Genomic DNA, 18,283 nt, shown 5'->3' with positions numbered 1-18,283 from the left:
AAAGGTATCAGGGGTTAAGACATGGACCAGCGCGTAAAACCCGCCCCGCATGAAATCCGGCGGGCACGGACGGACAATCCGAAAGCGCGCGAGCGTGACCTTGCCGCTCAGCTCGGCATTTCGGAGGCCGAACTGGTGGCCGCACATTGCGGCGACGGCGTCGTGCGCATCGAGCCGCGCGTCAACGACCTTCTGACCGGCCTCGAGGCCGTCGGCGAGGTGATGGCGCTGACCCGTAATGAAAGCGCGGTCCACGAAAAGATCGGCGTCTATGACAAGGTGGTCACCGGCAACCACAATGCCATGGTGCTTGGCGAGAACATCGACCTGCGCATCTTCCCGAAAGTCTGGGCGCATGGCTTCGCGGTGGAAAAGCGTGACGGCGAAGAGATCCGCCGCAGCCTGCAATTCTTCGACGAGGCGGGCGAAGCGGTGCATAAGGTGCATCTCCGCCCGGCCTCCAGCCTCTATGCCTACCAGAAGCTGGTCGCCGCGCTGGCATCGTCGAACCAGGAGCCGACGATCGATATTTCGGGACCAATCCCGGATGATGAGAGCGAGGCCGGAGCAATCACCGCCAATCTTGACGACCTGCGCGACCGCTGGAGCCGGCTGACCGATGTGCACCAGTTCTTCGGCATGCTGAAGACATTGAAGCTCAGCCGTCGCCAGGCTGTGCGCATGGTCGGAACGGACTATGCCTGGCTGCTCGACAATGACGCTGTCCGCGCCATGTTCCATCACGCCTCCGAAGGCGAGATGCCGATCATGTGCTTCGTCGGAAACCGCGGCTGCATCCAGATCCATTCCGGACCGGTCAGGTCGATCAAGCCGATGGGGCCATGGATCAACGTGCTCGACGAGACCTTCCATCTGCACCTGCGCACCGATCACATCCATGAAGTCTGGGCGGTGCGCAAGCCGACCAAGGACGGCCATGTCACCTCGCTCGAGGTCTACGCCGCCGACGGTGAGATGATCATTCAGTTCTTCGGCAAGCGCCATGAAGGCGAAAGCGAGCGCGACGATTGGCGCTTCCTGGCCGAGAACCTGCCGCGCATCCCGAACCCGACGGCAGCCTGAGGAACAAAACGATGTCTTTTCTTTCGAAATCGCCGACCATGCGTGGCGCAATGGTCGGCCTTTCCCTCGTTTTTGCCATGCTGCAGCCGGCTGCCGCCACCGAAGGCGTCTCGATTTTCACGGACACCTCGAAGATCGTCGCCATAGGCGGTTCGATCACCGAGATCGTCTATGCGCTTGGCGAGGAGAAACGACTGGTGGCGCGCGACTCCAGCAGCCGCTATCCGAAGGCGGCGTTCGATCTGCCCGATGTCGGCTATATGCGCGCGCTGTCGCCGGAAGGTGTGCTGTCGGTCAATCCGACCGGCATCCTGGCGTTGCAGGGCAGCGGTCCCAAGGAAGCCGTCGACGTGCTGAAGAAGGCGAGCATCCCCTTCATCGAAGTGCCTGAACATTATAGCCGTGAGGGCATCCTGGAGAAGGTTCGTATCGTCGGCAAGGCGCTGGGCGCCGACGCCAAGGCCGAGGTGCTGGCCAAGGAGCTCGATGCCAAGCTCACCGCTGCCGAAAAGCAGACGGCCTCGATCAAGCAGCGCAAGCGCATCCTGTTCGTGCTGTCGATACAGGGCGGCAAGATCCTGGCGGCCGGCAGCGATACCGCTGCCGACGGCATGGTCAAGCTGGCGGGCGGGGTCAATGCCGTCGATGGCTTTTCCGGCTACAAGCAGATGTCAGACGAGGCGATCATCACCGCCAGGCCGGACGTGATCCTGATGATGAGCAATGCCGGACTACCGGTGTCGGACGACGAATTGTTCGGCAATCCGTCTGTTGCCTCGACGCCGGCCGGAACCGCGCGCAAGGTTATCCGCATCGATGGCGGCTATCTGCTCGGCTTCGGGCCGCGCACGGCTGAAGCCATACACGAACTCGCCGTCTCGCTCTATGGCGCGCAGGTCACGGACTGAGCGGCGCATCATGGTCGATCAATCGATCGCCGGCCCGGTGAAGGTGATGGCGAATGCATCCGAAGGCGACCGCTCGGGCCGCGCCCGCCTCGTCATCCTCTTGTTGTGCCTCGGGCTCGCGGCCGCCGTGCTTTTGTCGCTCACGTCAGGGGCATCGGATGCTTCGGCCGTCAACGTTCTCAGAGACTGGCTGCTTGGAGCCGTCCCGGGTGATGCGGCGCTGAGCGCGCGTGACAACCTGATCGTCTACGACATCCGCTTGCCGCGCATCATCCTCGGCATGCTGGTCGGCGCGGCGCTCGCGGTCTCCGGCGCCGTCATGCAGGGACTGTTCCGCAATCCACTGGCCGACCCCGGCCTGATCGGCGTTTCCGCCGGCTCCAGCCTTGGCGCGGTGGCCGTCATCGTGCTTGGCACGACGGTACTGGCGCCGGTGACAGCCTTGTTCGGCACGCTCGCGCTGCCGCTGGCCGCCTTCTTCGGCGGTCTTGCCACGACACTTGTGCTCTATCAGGTCGCCACGCGACGCGGGCAAACTTCGGTCGCCACCATGCTGCTGGCCGGCATCGCGCTGGCAGCCCTTGCCATGGCGCTGACCGGCATCCTCATCTTCATGGCGGACGATCGCCAGTTGCGCGACCTGACCTTCTGGCAATTGGGATCGCTCGGTGGCGCAACCTGGCAGAAGATCGGTTCCGTCGGGCCGATCATCATACTGGCATTGGCAGCGATGCCGTTCCTGGCGCGCGGGCTGAACGCGCTGGCGTTGGGCGAGGCGACCGCCGGCCATCTCGGCATTCCGGTACAGCGGCTGAAGTATACGGCCATCATCGGTGTCTCGGCAGCGGTCGGGGCGTCAGTCGCCGTCAGCGGCGGTATCGGCTTCGTCGGCATCGTCGTGCCGCATCTGCTGCGCCTGCTGATCGGTCCGGACAATCGTTATCTTTTGCCGGCCTCGGCACTGCTCGGGGCCTCGCTGCTGCTGCTTGCCGATGCCGTCGCACGTACCATCGTGGCGCCGGCGGAACTGCCGATCGGCATTGTCACCGCGGTCGCCGGCGCGCCGTTCTTCCTGTGGATCCTGCTGCGCAAGCGAGGCGTCATTGACCTGTAAAATTCGGGATTTGTGAGGCTGGGATGATCGAGGCAAGAGATGTTTCTGTTGATATCGCCGGCAAACGTATCGTCGGCGGGGTCGATTTCGATGCGCGACCCGGCGAAATCGCGGCGATCGTCGGCCCCAACGGCTCGGGCAAGACGACCTTCCTGAAGGCGTTGTCCGGCGAGCTTGCCCATACAGGGCGCATCGCGCTCAACGGCCGCGACCTTGCGGCGATGAAGCCGGTCGAGATTGCAGTCCATCGCGCGGTCCTGCCGCAGGCGACGACGCTGTCGTTTCCATTCACCGTGCGCGAGGTGGTCAAGCTCGGCCTCGTCGGCGGCCGCTCGGGTGCCTTGCCTGGCGAGGATGCGCGGCTGCCGGAGCGGGCGTTGGCTCGCGTCGACCTCGACGGTTTTGCCGGGCGCTTCTACCAGGAGCTTTCGGGCGGCGAGCAGCAGCGCGTCCAGCTTGCGCGCGTGCTGTGCCAGGTCTGGGCGCCAGTCCTCGATGGCAAGCCGCGCTATCTATTCCTCGACGAGCCTGTTTCCAGCCTCGACATCAAGCACCAGCTGATCATCATGAACATCGCCCGCGACTTCGCCAGAAGGGGTGGCGGCGTGGTCGCCATCCTGCACGACCTCAATCTGACTTCCATGTATGCCGACCGCATCTTTGTCATGCATCGCGGCCGGCTGGCCGCGACCGGCTCACCGCAAGAGGTGCTCAGCGACGATTTGATCGAGAAAGTGTTCGACTGCCGGCTCAGGGTCGGTGTGTTGCCGGCCGGAAATATGCCGTTCGTGCTGCCGCAATCGTCGGTCGGTTGATATTCCGGTGAGGCTGGCTTCCTGCGCTTCCGGCCGTGCCGCCCCAATTGTCGAAGTCGGCGCTGCCCCTCATTGCCCTGCCAGGCATTTCTCCCCGTGGAACGGGAAGAAGAAGCTCAGGCGGCTGGGGCGCGGCGTTCCAGCATGTCGATGCCAAGCAGGTTACGCACGTTCGGCCGTGCCGCCACCATATCGGCGATCGTGTAGCGGGAAAGCACGGCGAAGAAGGCGTTGAGCGCCTCGCGCAGCGCTGAATTCAACGCGCAGCTGTCGACCAGCGGACACTCGGCCGCATCGTTCTCGAAGCATTCGGCCATGGCGAAGCTTTCCTCGGTGACGCGCACGACGTCAAAGAGGCTGATCGCCTCGGCGGCACGGCCAAGCCTGACGCCGCCATTGCGGCCGCGCACCGTCTCGACCAGGCCATGCTCGACCAGCGGCTGCAAGATCTTGAACAGGAACAGTTCCGATACCGAATAGGCGGCCGCGATTTCGGGAATGCGGCTCAACCGGTCATTGTTGGCGGCACAATACATCAGGATGCGCATGGCATAATTGGTCTGGCGTGTAAGCCGCATTTTTGTCCTCACTAGGCGCCGGCGCGGTGCAACCACGCCAGATTCCAGAACTTTTGCCGGCGCGGCTGTGATCCGGAAGTTTCGGAGTCGCACGCTGGCCTTGGCCCGAATATGGCTTATACCTTGGAATAATTCCAGACTAGCTTCGCATTATAGATGAATATTCTCGTCAACTTTATGTGCGCAACCGGGCGGGACGCGGGGAAAGCTGGTCGTCACGGGCATTTCGGCTGATGAAACCCTAGATAGGCCGGAGATCGACCCCGAGATCGACCAGTGGTCGACCAGAAATCGACGAGGAGCAGTTCGTCCATGTCACAATCGGCTTCGTCCCTGGCGCCTGTCCGTTTCGATGCCGATGCGGCCGCCAAGCTCTCGGCGCTGCGGCGGACCAAATTCATCGCCACGGCCGCGCTGGCGGTTTGCGTGCTGGTGTTCGCCTTGGCCAAGTCGTTCCAAAACACCTATCCGTGGCTGGGGTTCGTCGCTGCCTTCGCAGAGGCGGCGACCATTGGCGGCCTGGCAGACTGGTACGCGGTGGTGGCGCTGTTCAGGCGGCCGCTCGGCCTGCCGATCCCGCACACCGCCATCATCCCGGAAAACCAGAACCGGATCGCGGACAATCTCGGCCGTTTCATCGAAGGCAATTTCCTGGCGCCGGAGCCGGTGCGGGAGAAACTGGCCGAGGTCGATTTTGCCGCACTCGTCGCCGACTGGCTGACTGATGCCGAACGCGCCGCTGGCCTGTCGCGCTTCGTGGTTCGGCTGGTGCCGCAGACACTTGCGGCCGTCGAACAATCCGGCCTGCGCGGCTTCGTCACCAGCCGCATGCTCGAACAGATCGAAAAGGTGCCGCTGGCGCCGCTGGCGGCGGAACTCCTGTCGGCGCTGACCGACGATCGTCGCCACCAGAAACTGTTCGACGAATTCATCAAGGTGGTCGGACGCTTCCTCAATGATGAACAGGCGCTGGCGACGATGCGCGAGAAAATCCGCGAGGAATTGCCGTCGCTGTTCAACCTGTTCCGCGCAGACGCCTATCTCCTGAAGAAGATCGTCGCCTCGGCGGGTTCCTTGCTCGACGAGGTGCGGGCCGATCCCGACCATCCGATGCGGGCCGAGTTCGATCGTTTCGCGCAAGGCTTCGTCGAGCGGCTGCGGACGTCCAAGCAATATGCAAAGCGTGCCGAGAAGATGAAGCACGATTTCCTCGCCCGCCCCGAAGTCAGGGCGCTGGCCGGCGACATGTGGGAGAGTCTCAGCCTGTTCATCGAGCAGGACGCCAAGGCGCCGAATTCGGTGATCCGCGCGCATCTCGCCAACATGTTCGTCGAGGTCGGCCGGCATCTTGCCGGCGATGCGCAGATCCGGGCCGACATGAACCAGGGCTTCGTCGTGGCGCTGGCCTCCTTCGTCGAGAGCCAGAAGAGCGGCGTGTCGAAATTCATCGCCGATCAGGTCAAGCGCTGGGACCTTGCCCAACTGACGCGGCTGATCGAGATGAACATTGGCCGAGACCTGCAGTACATCCGCTTCAATGGCATGATCATCGGCGGGCTGGCGGGCATAGTGCTTTATACGATCGAGCTGCTGCTCCCGGTCAATTGATTCCATGTCGATCGCCATGCCTGTGTCCGAATGGACTCGTGACACGCGAGTGCTATTCTCCGGCAAGGGCGCCCGCATCCGCGGCGACAGGGGAGAAGAAGTCATGGCAAAACAACCGGAATCCGATTCCTTCATGGACATGTTCGGCAAATTCGGCCGCGACCTGAAGGTGCCCAATGTCGATGTCGAGGCGATCCTCGCCCATCACCGCAAGAACCTGGAAGCGCTGGAAAAGGCGGCGCGAGCCGGCGCAGCCGGAGCGACCTCGCTGTTGTCGAGGCAACGCGAGATGCTGCAGGACACGTTGCGCGAGGTTGCCGACGTGGCGCAAAGCTATCGGGCGCCGGGCAATCCACAGGAGCTCATGGCCAAGCAGACGGAGTTCGCCAGGAAATCGTTCGAGGCGGCGCTCAAGAATGCCGGCGAAGTGGCTGAATTGGCCCGGAAATCCGGCACCGAATCGATCGACATCCTGCGCGCGCGGATCAAGGAGGCGATGGAGGAAATCCGCGCCGGCTACGAGAAGAAATAGGTCTGCGTGCGCCGTTGTCCGCATCCCCACGCGGGTCGTCGGCACTCCTTATCCCTTGCGCATAGTTGCATCGGCGCCACGCGTCAGGCGGCATGGCACGATTCAGCCGGAATTCGGCGGAACGGATTCACGCAAGGCGAATTGACAGGAGCCGTCCGTTCGTGGTCCGGAGGCACTGCAAGCTATCGGGAAAGCAGGAATGACTGAAGTACGGCCTAAAACGCCGCCGACCTACGAGCAGTTGAGAACGATGTCCGGGCAGGAACTGGGCGTCTCGGAATGGACCACGGTCGACCAGAACCGTATCAACCAGTTCGCCGAATGCACTGGCGACCATCAATGGATCCATGTCGATCCCGAGCGGGCGCGGCGGCAAAGCCCGTTCCGCACGACGATCGCGCATGGCTACCTGACGCTGTCGATCATCGGCGCGCTGGCGCTGGGCATGGGGATCGTGCCCGAGAATACGCAGGCCGCCTTCAACTACGGCTTCGACAAGGTGCGTTTCCTCGCGCCGGTCAAGGTCGGAGCACGCATCAGGCTGCGCACGGTCTTGCTTTCCATGGAAGACAGAGGCCCCGGCCAATACCTGATGAAGGCAGCCAACACCGTCGAGATCGAAGGCGAGGAAAAGCCGGCACTGACGGCGGAAACGCTGGTCATGCTTTACGAGCGCCGCAAACGCGCAGGGGCCTGAGCGCACCCGCCCAAGTCCCTGCGATTTTTCAGTTGGCGGCTCGTCGCCGGTTCTGAAGACGCCTCAATGCACCTAGCGTCGTTGCCGCGAGCACCGTGGCGTAGCCGGCCAGCGGCCATGCGGTGTCGCCTCCCAAGAGGATGACGAACAATGTACCCATAATGCCGACAATCAGGCTCTGGGCACAGAAATATAGCGCCGCCGCGGTTCCCGCGATATTCCCGAATGCTTCAAGCGCGCCGTTGGCGGTGACCGATCCGGCAAGGACGATGCCCACCGCCATCACCCACATCGGCAGGACGAAGCTCGCGAAGGAGGGTGCGGCGAACAACTGGCCGATTGCCAGCATCGATGCGCCGAGAAGCAGCATCGCCATACCGCGCGCCAAGCTGCCCGCAGTGCCCCAGCGCGCGATGTGCGGCCTGGCCAATCGCGTCGTCACGATCATCGCCAGTGCTGCAGTCGCAAAGGCAAGGCTGAACCCGACCTGGGTAAAGCCGGCACGATCGATGAGCACGCGCGGCGCCGTCGAGAAGAACACGAAGAACGTGCCCATGGCCGCGGCGAAACCAAGCGTATAGGTCCAGAAGGCGAAGCTGCGCAGGATCGGACCGAAAGCAGGAACCGGGCCAAAGCTGTTCGAGGGCCGCGTCTCGTGCCAGCGCAGCCAGGCCTGGAACGTGGCGGCCGTGGCCAGGATGCAGAGCGTGACGAAGATCGCTCGCCAGCCGAAACCCTTGCCGATCACTGCGCCGGCGATCGGCCCCAATGCCGGCACGAAAGCCAGCATCGCGCTGAACAGGCCATAGATGATCGTGCCTTCGGGGCGCTCTGCATAGACGTCGCGCACCGTCGCGAAGGTCGCGACCAGAACGGCGGACGCGCCGATCGCCTGCACGATACGCAGCGTGACGAAGGCGGTGGCCAAAGACGTGCCGCCGAGCGCCATGGAAGCGCCCGCGAACAGCAGTCCACCGCCAAGCAGCACCGGGCGCCTGCCGATCCGGTCCGAGATCGGGCCGAACACAAGCTGGCCGAGGCCAAGGGTGATCATATACAGGCTCAGCGTCAGCTGGATGACCGAGGGCGATGTGCCGAGAGCTTCCGGCATCAGCGGAACCACCGGCAGGTAGATGTCCATGGCCAGCGAGGCAAGGATATCGAAAGGTGCCATCAGCAGCAGCGCTGACGGTAAGGAATAGGCCCATATCGTCCTTTTTGGAGACGGGTTTTTTGGAAAAGGCATGATTGAGAATCCGCACAAATGGTGAGATTTGGCGGCGATCTGCCGTTTTATAGATGGGTCTGATTTGACGGGGCAGAAGGCCGCAACAACAAGATGTTGTCGCGGCTTACTTGTCTGCTGACTTGGTGGTTCCCATACCGCTGTCCCGCAATTGCCGTCGCAGGCATTCCCCTGCGCGCCGTTCATTACCAGCAGGGCATTGGCTCGGCAACCTGCGGCAGTTTCCGCTACCGGCAACCACCGAACAGATCAGGTGGTCCTGGGTTCATCGGCGCTGGCAAACCGTAGCGAAAACAGCGCGAGCAGCAGCGCAACCAGCGCCAGGGCCGTCGCCGTCTCAAAGGTGACCTGCATGCCTCGAGCGGCCGATGCCGAATTCAGAACGTCCTGACCATCTCCTTGCCGGGCACCAGCCGACGCAACCGCGAATATGGCGCCCATCAAGGATGCGCCGGTGATGAGGCCGAGATTGCGCGACAGGTTGAGCAGGCCCGACATGACACCGCGTTCGCCGGCGCCGACACCGCTCATGACGGCCGCATTGTTGGAGGTCTGGAACAGGGCGTAGCCAAAGCAGGTGATGGTGATCGGAACGACATAGCTGGCAATGCCGAGTTTCGTCATGGCAAGCGAGAGCAGGAACGTGCCCGCGGCAAGGCTGGTGAGCCCGGCGACCATCATCCTGTTGGCTCCGAAGCGATCGGAAAGCCGCCCAGCCAGCAACGCCGATAGGGTCGAGACCAGCGGCCCGGTCGAAAGCACCACGCCGACCATCGCGGCATCGAGCCCCAGCCCTCGCGACAGATAGAACGGGGCAACCACCAGGGTTGCCATCATCACCGTGGCGACGATGAGGCTCATGGCCAGACTGGCGCTGAGCCGCAGATCCCGGAAGCTGGCAAGCTGGACCAGGGGGTTCTTTACGCGCCTCTGCGCGATGACGAACAGACCGACGCCGGCAGCGGTAGCGATCAGCAGGCCGATGTTGAGCGGACCGAAATTGCCTCGACCAAGCGTCATGGCCAGTGCGTAGGCGGCCAGCGTCAGGGCCAGCAGGACAGTGCCCATCGCATCGAACTTGCCTTTATTTGCCTGCGCGTTCTTGTTGTTCGCAGGCAAGGCACGCCAGGCGAGGGCGAAGGTCAGGAGACCCAGCGGCACATTGACGAGAAACATCGCGCGCCAGCCGAGGCCGGCGATCAGCAGGCCGCCGAGCGAGGGACCGAGCGTGGTGCCGATCGCCGACATGGCACCGAGCAGACCCATGGCGCTGCCGGTCCGCTCCCTGCTCACGGTCTCGGCGACAAAGGCCAGCGTCAGCGCCATCATCAATGCGGCGCCAAGCCCCTGCGCGGCGCGCGCGGCAACCAGCAGCCAAAGCGTCGGGGCCAGGCCGCAGAGCACCGATGCCGATGTGAACAGCGCGATGCCGCCAAGCAGCAATGGCCGGCGCCCGAACATGTCGGCCAGCCGCCCGGCGCTGACGATCAGCGTGGTGATGGCGAGGAGGTAGGCCAGAACCACCCATTGCACGGCCTGGAACGACGCGTCGAACGTCTGCATCAGCGAGGGCAACCCGACACTGGCAATGCTGGTTCCGAGCGAGGACAGCAGCGTGGCGAGCGACAGGCTTGCCAGAGCCCAGCCGGCCGATTGTTTCTCTTGCGGGGCTGATATCAGCCCATCTCGACTTTGTGCGGCGACTGCCATGGCGATCTCCTTTCCATTCGCTCCGGAACCGGAGCCATCGGAGATCTAGTCTTGTGGTTGATATGGCGGAAGGCGCAGCATTTGCATCATATTCATGCGTCAGACGCCACATCATGTTATGATCCGGAGATGACGTGTCCTGATCTCAATTTGCTGTTTGCTCTCGACGTGCTGCTGGCGGAAGGCAGCGTGGCCCGCGCCGCGCGCCGTTTGCGGCTCAGCCCCTCGGCGATGAGCCGGACGCTGGCGCGGCTGCGCGAGGCAACGGGCGATCCTCTGCTGGTGCGGGCCGGGCGCGGCCTGGTAGCGACGCCACGCGCGGAGGAATTGCGGCGGCAGGTCGGCCCCGTCGTCCAGGACGCGGAGATGCTGCTGCGCCCTGCCGAGCTGCTTGATGTCTCCGTTATGGACAAGGTCTTTACGCTGCGCACCAATGAAGGCTTTGTCGAGGAGTTCGGGCCTCGCCTTGTCGCCCGCATCGAGGCCGATGCGCCAGGAGTACGGCTGCGTTTCGCACCGAAATCCGACAAGGATGTGATGTCGCTGCGCGACGCGGCGATCGACCTGGAAATCGGCGTTGCCGGGGAAACCGGGCCCGAAGTGCGCATCCAGGCCTTGTTTCGCGACCGCTTCATTGGTGCTGTTAGGGCAGGCCATCCCTTGAGCGAAGGCACGGTGACGCCCGAGCGTTATGCGGCGGGCCGGCACATCAGTGTTTCGCGGCGTGGCCGCGAGAAAGGACCGATCGACGAAGCCCTGAGCGCGCTTGGCCTGCAGCGGACCGTCGTGTGCATGGTTTCGGGTTTTTCGGCAGCACTCGCCATGGCGCGCGCCTCGGACCTGATCGCCAGCGTGCCCGAGCGGCACACGGCCGGCGCGCGCGCCGGCATGCACAGTTTTCCGCTGCCTGTCACGACGGTGGAGGTCACCATTTCGATGCTCTGGCATCCACGCCTCGATGCAGATCCGGCGCAACGCTGGTTGCGCGACTGCGTGCGGGAGGTCTGTGCGGGGCGCTGATTGCAGGCGGCGCGCGATCACCGCTTCATCGCGGTTTCCAGCACCTTGAAGATCCGCTCGTCGTCGCACTGGGCGACGTTGAAGCGCAGGAAACGGCTGGCCGTCTGGGACAGGCTGAACGCATTGCCGGGTGCCAGCACGACGTTATCGGCAAGCGCCCGGCGTGCGACTTCGGCCGCGTCAACGCCATCGGGCAGGCCGCACCACAGGAACAGACCGGCCGGCTGGTCGATCCAGGGCGAGATGCCAATCGCCTTCAGGCGAGTGCCGGTCTCGACCATCGCGCGCGCGAGCTTGGCGCGCAGCAGATCCATATGCTTGCGGTAGCTGCCGTCCTTGAGCAGCGTCAGCACCAGTTCGGCCGCAAGGCGCCCGCCGCCGAAGGTGGTGGCGATCTTGAGGTCGGTCAGGCCCTCGATCCAGTCGCGCGGCGCGGCGATGAAACCGCAGCGGACCGAGGCCGACAGCGTCTTGGAGAAACTGCCGATCTGGACGACGCGGTTCAGCCCATCGAAGGCCGCCAGCCTGGGGGCAGGGGCATGTTCGAAATCGGCGAAGATATCGTCCTCGACGATGGTCAGGTCCGACTGGTCGGCGAGCTTCAGCAGACGATGCGCGGTGACCGGCGACAGGATCGCGCCGGTCGGGTTGTGGATGGCGGAGTTGGTGATGTAGAGACGCGGCCGGTGTTCGGCGAGCGCCTGCGCGAACAGCTCGATGTCAGGCCCCGACTGCGTGTAGGGAACGCTGACGACCCTGGCGCGGTGGGCGCGCAGCAAAGCGTGGAAATTGAAATAGCAGGGATCGTCGACCAGCACTGTGTCGCCGGGCTCGATCAGGAACCGGCACAGAAGATCGATGGCCTGCGTGCCCGATTCCGTCAGCATGATCTGTTCAGGCGAGGCTTCGATGCCATGCCCGGCCATGCGCCGCGCCAGCAATTGCCGCAGCGGCGGCAGGCCGAGCGGCGTGCCATAGTCGGCAAGCGCGGCATCATCGGCACGCGCCGCCGTGCGTAGCGCTCGGCGCAGTCCGGCCTGGGGCATCCACGAGGCCGGCAGCCAGCCGCAGCCGGGTTTCAGCACCTCGTCGCCGGCGTCCAGCGACTGGCGCGAAACCCAGAGCGGATCGACTGCGCGGTCGAGCCGGGGACCGATCTCGGCCAGGGACAGCGGCGCCAGCGAGCCGGCGGCATAGAAGCCTGAACCCGGCCGGGAGCGGATCGTGCCTTCGGCGGCGAGCCTCTCATAGGCTTCGACCACGGTGGACTTGGACACTTGCATGGATTGCGCGAAGGCTCGGATCGACGGCAGCCGGGCGCCCGGTGTCAGGCTGCGCGCGGCGATCCGCTGGCGGATGGCCGCCATGACGCTTTCGACCAGAGTGGGGGCGGCCACGGCTCGCGCGCCGTCGGTTTCCAAAGCGAGGTCGTTCATCCGTACTGCTCGTCATGCCATTACAGTTTCGCTGAATTGTACCCCATTGTCTCTGGCTGCGCCATGGCATCTGCCCGATAGAGGGCGAAAGACATGGAGCCTGGAATGGACAAGATCGCGAGCGGCTGGCTGAACGGATTTATCGGCGTGCTGATCTTCTCAGGCTCGCTGCCGGCGACGCGCGTGGCCGTGATGGACTTCGATCCGACATTCGTGACGTCAGCCCGCGCCGCGATCGCCGGACTGCTTGGCCTGGCAATGCTGCTCTTGTTCCGGCAGAAACGCCCGGAGCGGGGCGATCTGCTGTCGCTGGCGATCGTCGCACTTGGGGTGGTGGTCGGCTTTCCCTTGCTGACCGCGCTGGCGCTGAAGCACGTCACCTCCGCCCACTCGATCATCTTCGTCGGCCTGCTGCCGCTGGCAACCGCGATCTTCGGGGTGCTGCGCGGCGGCGAGCGTCCACGACCGGCGTTCTGGCTGTTTTCGTGCATCGGCAGCGCGCTCGTCGCCGGCTTTGCCCTGTCGCAAGGCGGGACCGCGTCACCGCTCGGCGACGGCCTGATGCTGGGCGCCATCGTCGTGTGCGGGTTGGGTTACGCCGAGGGCGCCGCGCTGTCGCGCAGGCTTGGCGGCTGGCAGGTGATCTGCTGGGCGCTGACGCTGTCGCTGCCGATCATGTTGGTGCTGACTTTCGCGACGCTACCGCCATCCTTTGCCGCCGTCGGCTCCCACGCCTGGATCGGCCTCGCCTACGTCTCGCTGTTCAGCATGCTGATCGGCTTCGTCTTCTGGTATCGCGGCCTGGCGCAAGGCGGCATTGCCGCGGTCGGACAACTGCAATTGCTGCAGCCCTTCTTCGGCCTGGCACTCGCGGCGAGCCTGCTGCACGAGCAGGTCAGCCCGCTGATGATGGTCGTCACGCTGGGCGTGGTGGCGTGCGTGTTCGGGGCGAAGAAGTTCGCGCGGTAGCTGGGGAGGCGACGCCCGCCTCTAGAACTTCGTTACCACGCCGATACCAATGCCCTCAAAACCGCCCATCGCCATCAGGGCCGCGGGCGCCTCGTCGAGGCTGATCTTCTTGCCGACCAGCAGTTCGGGCCTGAGCTTGCCGGTACGAATCATCTCCATCATTGCCTGGTAGCGGTAAGCCTGCATGCCGTGACTACCGAGGATCTCCAACTCGAAAGCGATGATCTTGCTCATGGGCACCGCCGCCTTGGCATGGTCGCCGAGCATCAGGCCGACCTGCACATGGCGGCCGCGCCGGCGCAGGTTCGAGATGGAGTTGAACGAGGTGGTCGGATGGCCGAGCGCGTCCATCGACATGTGAACGCCGCCATTGGTAAGCTGCTTGACGGCCTTCACCACATTGGGGGTGGTCGAGGCGTTGATGGTCGCCACCGCGCCGATCTTGCGGGCAAACTCCAGTTTCTCGTCGGTGAGATCAATGGCAATGACATTGGCGCCCATGGCGCTGGCGATCATGATCGCCGAAAGCCCGACGCCGCCGCAGCCATGCACGGCAACCCATTCGCCGGGCTTGACCCGTCCCTGGTCGACGATCGCCCGGAACGACGTGACGAAGCGGCAGCCCAGGCTGGCGGCGGTGGCGAATTCCATCTCTTCCGGCAGGCGTACGAGATTGGTGTCGGCGAAGTCGATGGCGACATATTCGGCGAAAGAGCCCCAGGCGGTGAAACCGGGCTGGAACTGATGCTCGCAGACCTGATGGTTGCCGGACGTGCATTCGAAGCAGTGGCCGCAGCCGCCGACAAAAGGCACCGTGACCCGGTCGCCCGCCTTCCAGTGCGTCACGCGCTTGCCAGCCGCCACAACGACGCCCGCCAATTCATGGCCCGGTACATGCGGCAGCCGGATGTCATCGTCGTGGCCCATCCAGCCATGCCAGTCGCTGCGGCAGAGCCCCGTTGCCTCGACCTTGATGACGACGCCATCGGCTGCCGGCTTCGGATCAGGGACGGTCTGGATCGTCGGCGCTTCGCCGAATTTCTCGAAGACGACGGCTTTCATCGGTCACTCCACCCTGCGTACTGTCTGGGGAAACGATAGCCGATTCCCTGTCCGGTCAAGCGGAAATCGATTCCGCCAGGCTGGCCAGTCCGCCGCGCCAAGAGCGGTCAGTTGTTTTCCCGGTCTCGGAAATCGGCAAGTCGGGTGTCGCCGGGAACGAGCAGCCGACCATCCTCCGCATGCACTTCAAGGCGCCTGATCGGCCTGCCGCTCCGCGTATCGACCATGAAAGTGTAGGGCTCGCCCGGTCCGGAGAAATAGGCCTCGCCCCATTGCCGCAATGCGACCAGGACATAGAACAGGCCGCGCCCCTTTTGCGTCAGCACATATTCATGGTGCGCGCTGCCGTCGGGCGCGGGAACCGTTTCCAGTATGCCATGCGCGACCAGATTGCGCAGCCGCGCCGACAGGATGTTCTTGGCGACGCCGAGGCTCTTCTGGAACTCGCCGAAGCGCCGCAAACCGTCAAAGGCGTCGCGCACGATGAGCAGCGACCACCAGTCGCCGATCGCGTCCAGCGGCCGTGCGATCAGGCAATCCGCTTCGTGGTGGCTCGTTCGTTTCACCATGGCAATCGTTGGTCCAGATCAATCATGTCGGTTGCAAGATAAAACTGATTTGGCTATCCAGCAAGTGGTTTCAAGTTGAAACCGATTGTGGAGAGCGACATGAATCTGCAGGTGGTGAACAGCGCAACGTCAAGCGCGGAGCGGTCCGGTGGGCCACCGCAGGTCGTGCCGGCGTCACCACCGGGATTGTCGGGAATGACGGCGCTGGTCTTCGCCATTGCCTGTGGCCTGAGCGTCGCCAACGTCTATTTCGCCCATCCGCTGCTCGACGCCATCGCGCATGATTTTGCCATCGCGCCGGCCTCGGTCGGCATCGTGGTGACGGTCACGCAGATCGGTTATGCGCTCGGCCTGTTCTTCATCGTGCCGCTGGGCGACCTGTTCGACCGCCGCAAGCTGATCGCCGGCCAGGCGGTGCTTTCCGCCGTGGCGCTGAGTGCGGTCGGGCTCGCGCCGAGCGCGGCGATGCTGCTGGCAAGCCTTGCTGTTGTCGGACTGCTTGCCGTGGTGGTGCAGGTGCTGGTGGCTTACGCGGCCGATCTCGCGGTGCCGTCCGAGCGGGGGCGGGCGGTCGGCACCGTCACCAGTGGTGTCATCCTTGGCATCCTGCTTGCCCGCTTCATCGCCGGTGTCGTCGCCGATCTCGCCGGCTGGCGCTGGGTCTATCTGGTCTCGGCGACGCTGACGCTGATCATGGCGGTGGTTCTCTTCCTCATCCTGCCGCGCCGCGAGGCGGAGCGGCCACGCACATCCTATCCGCGCCTGCTCGCTTCGGTCGTGCTGCTGTTCGTGCGGGAGCCGTTATTGCGCGTGCGCGCCGTGCTGGCCATGCTGATCTTCGCCAGCTTCAACGTGCTGTGGGCGCCGCTGGTGCTGCCGCTGAGTGCCGCGCCATTTTCACTCTCACACACCGAGATCGGGCTGTTCGGGCTTGCCGGTGTCGCCGGCGCACTGGGCGCGCGCTGGACGGGCGGCCTCGTTGATCGCGGGCGCGGGCAGCTGGTCACCGGCCTTAGCCTGCTTCTGATGACGGCTGCCTGGCTGCCAATCGCCTTCATGGGTCTATCGCTGTGGCTGCTTGTCGCCGGCATCGTCATGCTGGACCTGGCGATCCAAGCCGTCCACGTCACCAATCAGAGCCTGATTTTTTCGCGCCGCCCGGATGCCCGCAGCCGGCTGGTTGGCGGCTACATGATCTTCTATTCGCTCGGCAGCGCGCTCGGCTCGATTGCCTCGACCATGGTCTATGGCGCCATGGGCTGGAGCGGCGTTTGCCTGCTTGGGGCGAGCATCGGCCTGTTTGCTTTGGCGTTCTGGGCGCTCACGCTGCGCGTGGGTCGGTAGAGGCCCTATTCGGCATCGATCTGGTTCCGCGGCGCGGCTTTCTGGAAGGCTGGCAGTGCCATGCAGGCGGCGTGGATGCGGGCGGTCGTCGGGTAAGGTGCCATGTCGACGCCGAAGCGGGCATTGTTGGTGACCTGCGCCGCCAGGCAGATATCGGCCAGCCCCGGCGCCTCGCCATGGCAGAAAGTTCCAGTGTCGGGGGACGAAGCCAGAATCTTTTCAAGCGGCTGGAAGCCTTCGTTCACCCAGTGGCGGAACCAGTTGGTGATGTCCTGGTCGCCGGCGCCGAACAAAGTGCGCAGCGAGGTCAGCACGCGCAGATTGTTCACCGGGTGGATATCGCAGGCGATCATCTGCGCCAGCATTCTCACGCGAGCCCGGCCAAGTGCGTCTTTCGGCAGCAGCGGCGGCGCGGGCTGGATCTCGTCGAGATATTCGATGATCGCCAGCGACTGCGTCAAAAGCGTGCCGTCGTCGAGCACCAAGGCCGGCACCAGCCCCTGCGGGTTGATCGCGAGATAGGACGGTTCCAGATGCTCGCCATGGCGCAGATGATGCGGGACGTAGTCATAGCTCAGCCCCTTCATCTCCAGTGCGATCCGCACCCGGTAGGAGGTGGAGGAGCGATAGTAATTGTGCAGGACGATATGGCTCATGGCTTTGTCGTTCAAGATTGCGGCTGGCCGATCGTCACTTCGATCGTGCCGATGCCGTCGACGCCGCCGGTCATTGTCTCGCCCGGCTTGACCGCGCCGACGCCGGCGGGCGTGCCGGTGAAGATCAGGTCGCCCGGTTGCAGTTCGACTGCTTCGCTGCAGATCGAGACGATGTCGGCGATTGGCCAGATCAATTCGGTGAGGTCGGCATCCTGTTTCACCGCGCCGTTGACGGCGAGCCAGATACGCCCCTTCGTCGGGTGCCCGGATTTCTGCGCGGGAACCAGCGGGCCGCAAGGGGCTGAACGGTCGAAGGCCTTCGACCAGTCCCAGGGCCGCGCCGCCTTCTTGGCCTCATCCTGGAGATCGCGGCGGGTGAGGTCGATGCCGACGGCATAACCCCAGACATGATCCAGCGCCCGATCACGCGCGATGCGGAAGCCCGGTTTGCCGATCGCTGCCACCAGTTCGATTTCGTGGTGCAGATTGGCCGTCAGCGGCGGGTAGGGGATATCAGTGCCGGAATCGACCACGGCGTCGGCGGGCTTGGTGAAGAAGAAGGGCGGATCGCGTTCATCGTTGCCGAACTCGCGCGCGTGCGCCGCATAGTTGCGGCCAACGCAGAAAATGCGCCGCACGGCAAAGCGCTCGGCCGAGCCGCTGACGGCGACGGAAGGTGTTGGCGGCACGGGAAGGACAAAGGCGGTCATGCTGGTCTCTGCGTTTGGATATCGGGATGATGGCGGTACCTTCGACCGATTTCGGGGGGCGGGCAAGGCGTCGCTTTTCATAAAGCAAGGGCTTTGCCTGGGCTGTATGAGGAATTGAGGGTTTCCATTGCTTCTGCAGCGGTGCATCCTGGCAATTGGCGATAGACTATTTGCCAATAATCCGGCCATGGTCGCGGGACTATGGTGTGGCCGGTAAACCGGAACG

At 64.2% G+C, this 18,283-nt stretch carries 18 protein-coding genes; 10 read left to right on the top strand and 8 right to left on the bottom strand.

The features are described 5' to 3' along the window. Positions 1 to 21: 21 nt before the first annotated feature. The 4 genes from AC1VON_RS23935 to AC1VON_RS23920 are packed head-to-tail and all read left to right on the top strand — an operon-like array spanning position 22 to position 3,920. Entirely contained in the window at positions 22 to 1,083 is a 1,062-nt protein-coding gene (locus tag AC1VON_RS23935) for a hemin-degrading factor (RefSeq protein WP_483125076.1), read from the top strand. An 11-nt stretch (positions 1,084 to 1,094) separates the two neighbouring features. Further along, a complete protein-coding gene (locus AC1VON_RS23930) occupies positions 1,095 to 1,991 on the top strand; it encodes a heme/hemin ABC transporter substrate-binding protein (RefSeq protein WP_483125075.1) in 897 nt (298 codons plus the stop codon). A gap of 10 nt (positions 1,992 to 2,001) precedes the next feature. Beyond that, positions 2,002 to 3,105, top strand: coding sequence for a FecCD family ABC transporter permease (locus AC1VON_RS23925; protein ID WP_483125074.1), 1,104 nt, complete (start codon positions 2,002 to 2,004; stop codon positions 3,103 to 3,105). Positions 3,106 to 3,128: 23 nt separating this feature from the next. Continuing rightward, the gene (locus AC1VON_RS23920) at positions 3,129 to 3,920 is read left to right on the top strand and encodes a heme ABC transporter ATP-binding protein (protein ID WP_483125073.1); all 792 of its coding nucleotides are present in this window, start codon (positions 3,129 to 3,131) and stop codon (positions 3,918 to 3,920) included. 116 nt (positions 3,921 to 4,036) lie between these two features. Here the strand turns inward: AC1VON_RS23920 and rirA are convergent, their stop codons facing one another. Continuing rightward, positions 4,037 to 4,498 carry an iron-responsive transcriptional regulator RirA gene (gene rirA / locus AC1VON_RS23915; protein ID WP_172350137.1) on the bottom strand — a complete coding sequence of 154 codons (462 nt, stop codon included), beginning with the start codon at positions 4,496 to 4,498 and terminating at the stop codon, positions 4,037 to 4,039. Positions 4,499 to 4,810: 312 nt separating this feature from the next. Between rirA and AC1VON_RS23910 the strand changes: the two genes are divergently transcribed. From AC1VON_RS23910 to AC1VON_RS23900, 3 genes are all read left to right on the top strand, one after another. Continuing rightward, a complete protein-coding gene (locus AC1VON_RS23910; RefSeq protein WP_172350138.1) occupies positions 4,811 to 6,106 on the top strand; it encodes a DUF445 domain-containing protein in 1,296 nt (431 codons plus the stop codon). Positions 6,107 to 6,209: 103 nt separating this feature from the next. Beyond that, complete coding sequence (locus AC1VON_RS23905) at positions 6,210 to 6,638, top strand: phasin family protein (RefSeq protein WP_140773084.1); 429 nt, start codon at positions 6,210 to 6,212, stop codon at positions 6,636 to 6,638. Positions 6,639 to 6,837: 199 nt separating this feature from the next. Beyond that, positions 6,838 to 7,335, top strand: coding sequence for a MaoC family dehydratase (locus tag AC1VON_RS23900; RefSeq protein WP_027043813.1), 498 nt, complete (start codon positions 6,838 to 6,840; stop codon positions 7,333 to 7,335). A gap of 28 nt (positions 7,336 to 7,363) precedes the next feature. Here AC1VON_RS23900 and cml read toward each other — a convergent pair whose 3' ends face one another. Then, the gene (gene cml / locus AC1VON_RS23895; protein WP_483125072.1) at positions 7,364 to 8,581 is read right to left on the bottom strand and encodes a CmlA/FloR family chloramphenicol efflux MFS transporter; all 1,218 of its coding nucleotides are present in this window, start codon (positions 8,579 to 8,581) and stop codon (positions 7,364 to 7,366) included. Positions 8,582 to 8,830: 249 nt separating this feature from the next. Further along, positions 8,831 to 10,291: an MFS transporter gene (locus AC1VON_RS23890; RefSeq protein WP_483125071.1), complete on the bottom strand. Its 1,461-nt coding sequence runs from the start codon at positions 10,289 to 10,291 to the stop codon at positions 8,831 to 8,833. Positions 10,292 to 10,420: 129 nt separating this feature from the next. Here AC1VON_RS23890 and AC1VON_RS23885 point away from each other — a divergent pair, with 129 nt between their 5' ends. Beyond that, complete coding sequence (locus tag AC1VON_RS23885) at positions 10,421 to 11,311, top strand: LysR family transcriptional regulator (RefSeq protein WP_483125070.1); 891 nt, start codon at positions 10,421 to 10,423, stop codon at positions 11,309 to 11,311. 17 nt (positions 11,312 to 11,328) lie between these two features. Here the strand turns inward: AC1VON_RS23885 and AC1VON_RS23880 are convergent, their stop codons facing one another. After that, a complete protein-coding gene (locus tag AC1VON_RS23880; protein ID WP_483125069.1) occupies positions 11,329 to 12,747 on the bottom strand; it encodes an aminotransferase-like domain-containing protein in 1,419 nt (472 codons plus the stop codon). Positions 12,748 to 12,852: 105 nt separating this feature from the next. Between AC1VON_RS23880 and AC1VON_RS23875 the strand changes: the two genes are divergently transcribed. Beyond that, positions 12,853 to 13,716, top strand: a complete 864-nt coding sequence (locus AC1VON_RS23875; protein WP_172350143.1) for a DMT family transporter — start codon at positions 12,853 to 12,855, stop codon at positions 13,714 to 13,716. A 21-nt stretch (positions 13,717 to 13,737) separates the two neighbouring features. Here the strand turns inward: AC1VON_RS23875 and AC1VON_RS23870 are convergent, their stop codons facing one another. Then, on the bottom strand, positions 13,738 to 14,778 hold the full coding sequence (locus tag AC1VON_RS23870) for a zinc-dependent alcohol dehydrogenase family protein (protein WP_483125068.1): 1,041 nt from the start codon (positions 14,776 to 14,778) through the stop codon (positions 13,738 to 13,740). Between the two features lie 107 nt (positions 14,779 to 14,885). After that, positions 14,886 to 15,347, bottom strand: coding sequence for a winged helix-turn-helix transcriptional regulator (locus AC1VON_RS23865; protein WP_483125067.1), 462 nt, complete (start codon positions 15,345 to 15,347; stop codon positions 14,886 to 14,888). A gap of 99 nt (positions 15,348 to 15,446) precedes the next feature. Here AC1VON_RS23865 and AC1VON_RS23860 point away from each other — a divergent pair, with 99 nt between their 5' ends. Next, on the top strand, positions 15,447 to 16,691 hold the full coding sequence (locus AC1VON_RS23860) for an MFS transporter (protein WP_483125066.1): 1,245 nt from the start codon (positions 15,447 to 15,449) through the stop codon (positions 16,689 to 16,691). A 5-nt stretch (positions 16,692 to 16,696) separates the two neighbouring features. On the opposite strand, the gene maiA is transcribed toward AC1VON_RS23860, so the two are convergent. Both maiA and AC1VON_RS23850 read right to left on the bottom strand, forming a co-directional pair. Continuing rightward, positions 16,697 to 17,347 carry a maleylacetoacetate isomerase gene (gene maiA, locus AC1VON_RS23855; protein ID WP_483125065.1) on the bottom strand — a complete coding sequence of 217 codons (651 nt, stop codon included), beginning with the start codon at positions 17,345 to 17,347 and terminating at the stop codon, positions 16,697 to 16,699. An 11-nt stretch (positions 17,348 to 17,358) separates the two neighbouring features. Then, a complete protein-coding gene (locus AC1VON_RS23850) occupies positions 17,359 to 18,057 on the bottom strand; it encodes a fumarylacetoacetate hydrolase family protein (RefSeq protein ID WP_483125064.1) in 699 nt (232 codons plus the stop codon). Between the last annotated feature and the right edge of the window lie 226 nt (positions 18,058 to 18,283).

Source organism: Mesorhizobium sp. HAY1-8B, from assembly GCF_056868045.1.
This window is presented reverse-complemented; position numbering and strand designations above follow the sequence as displayed.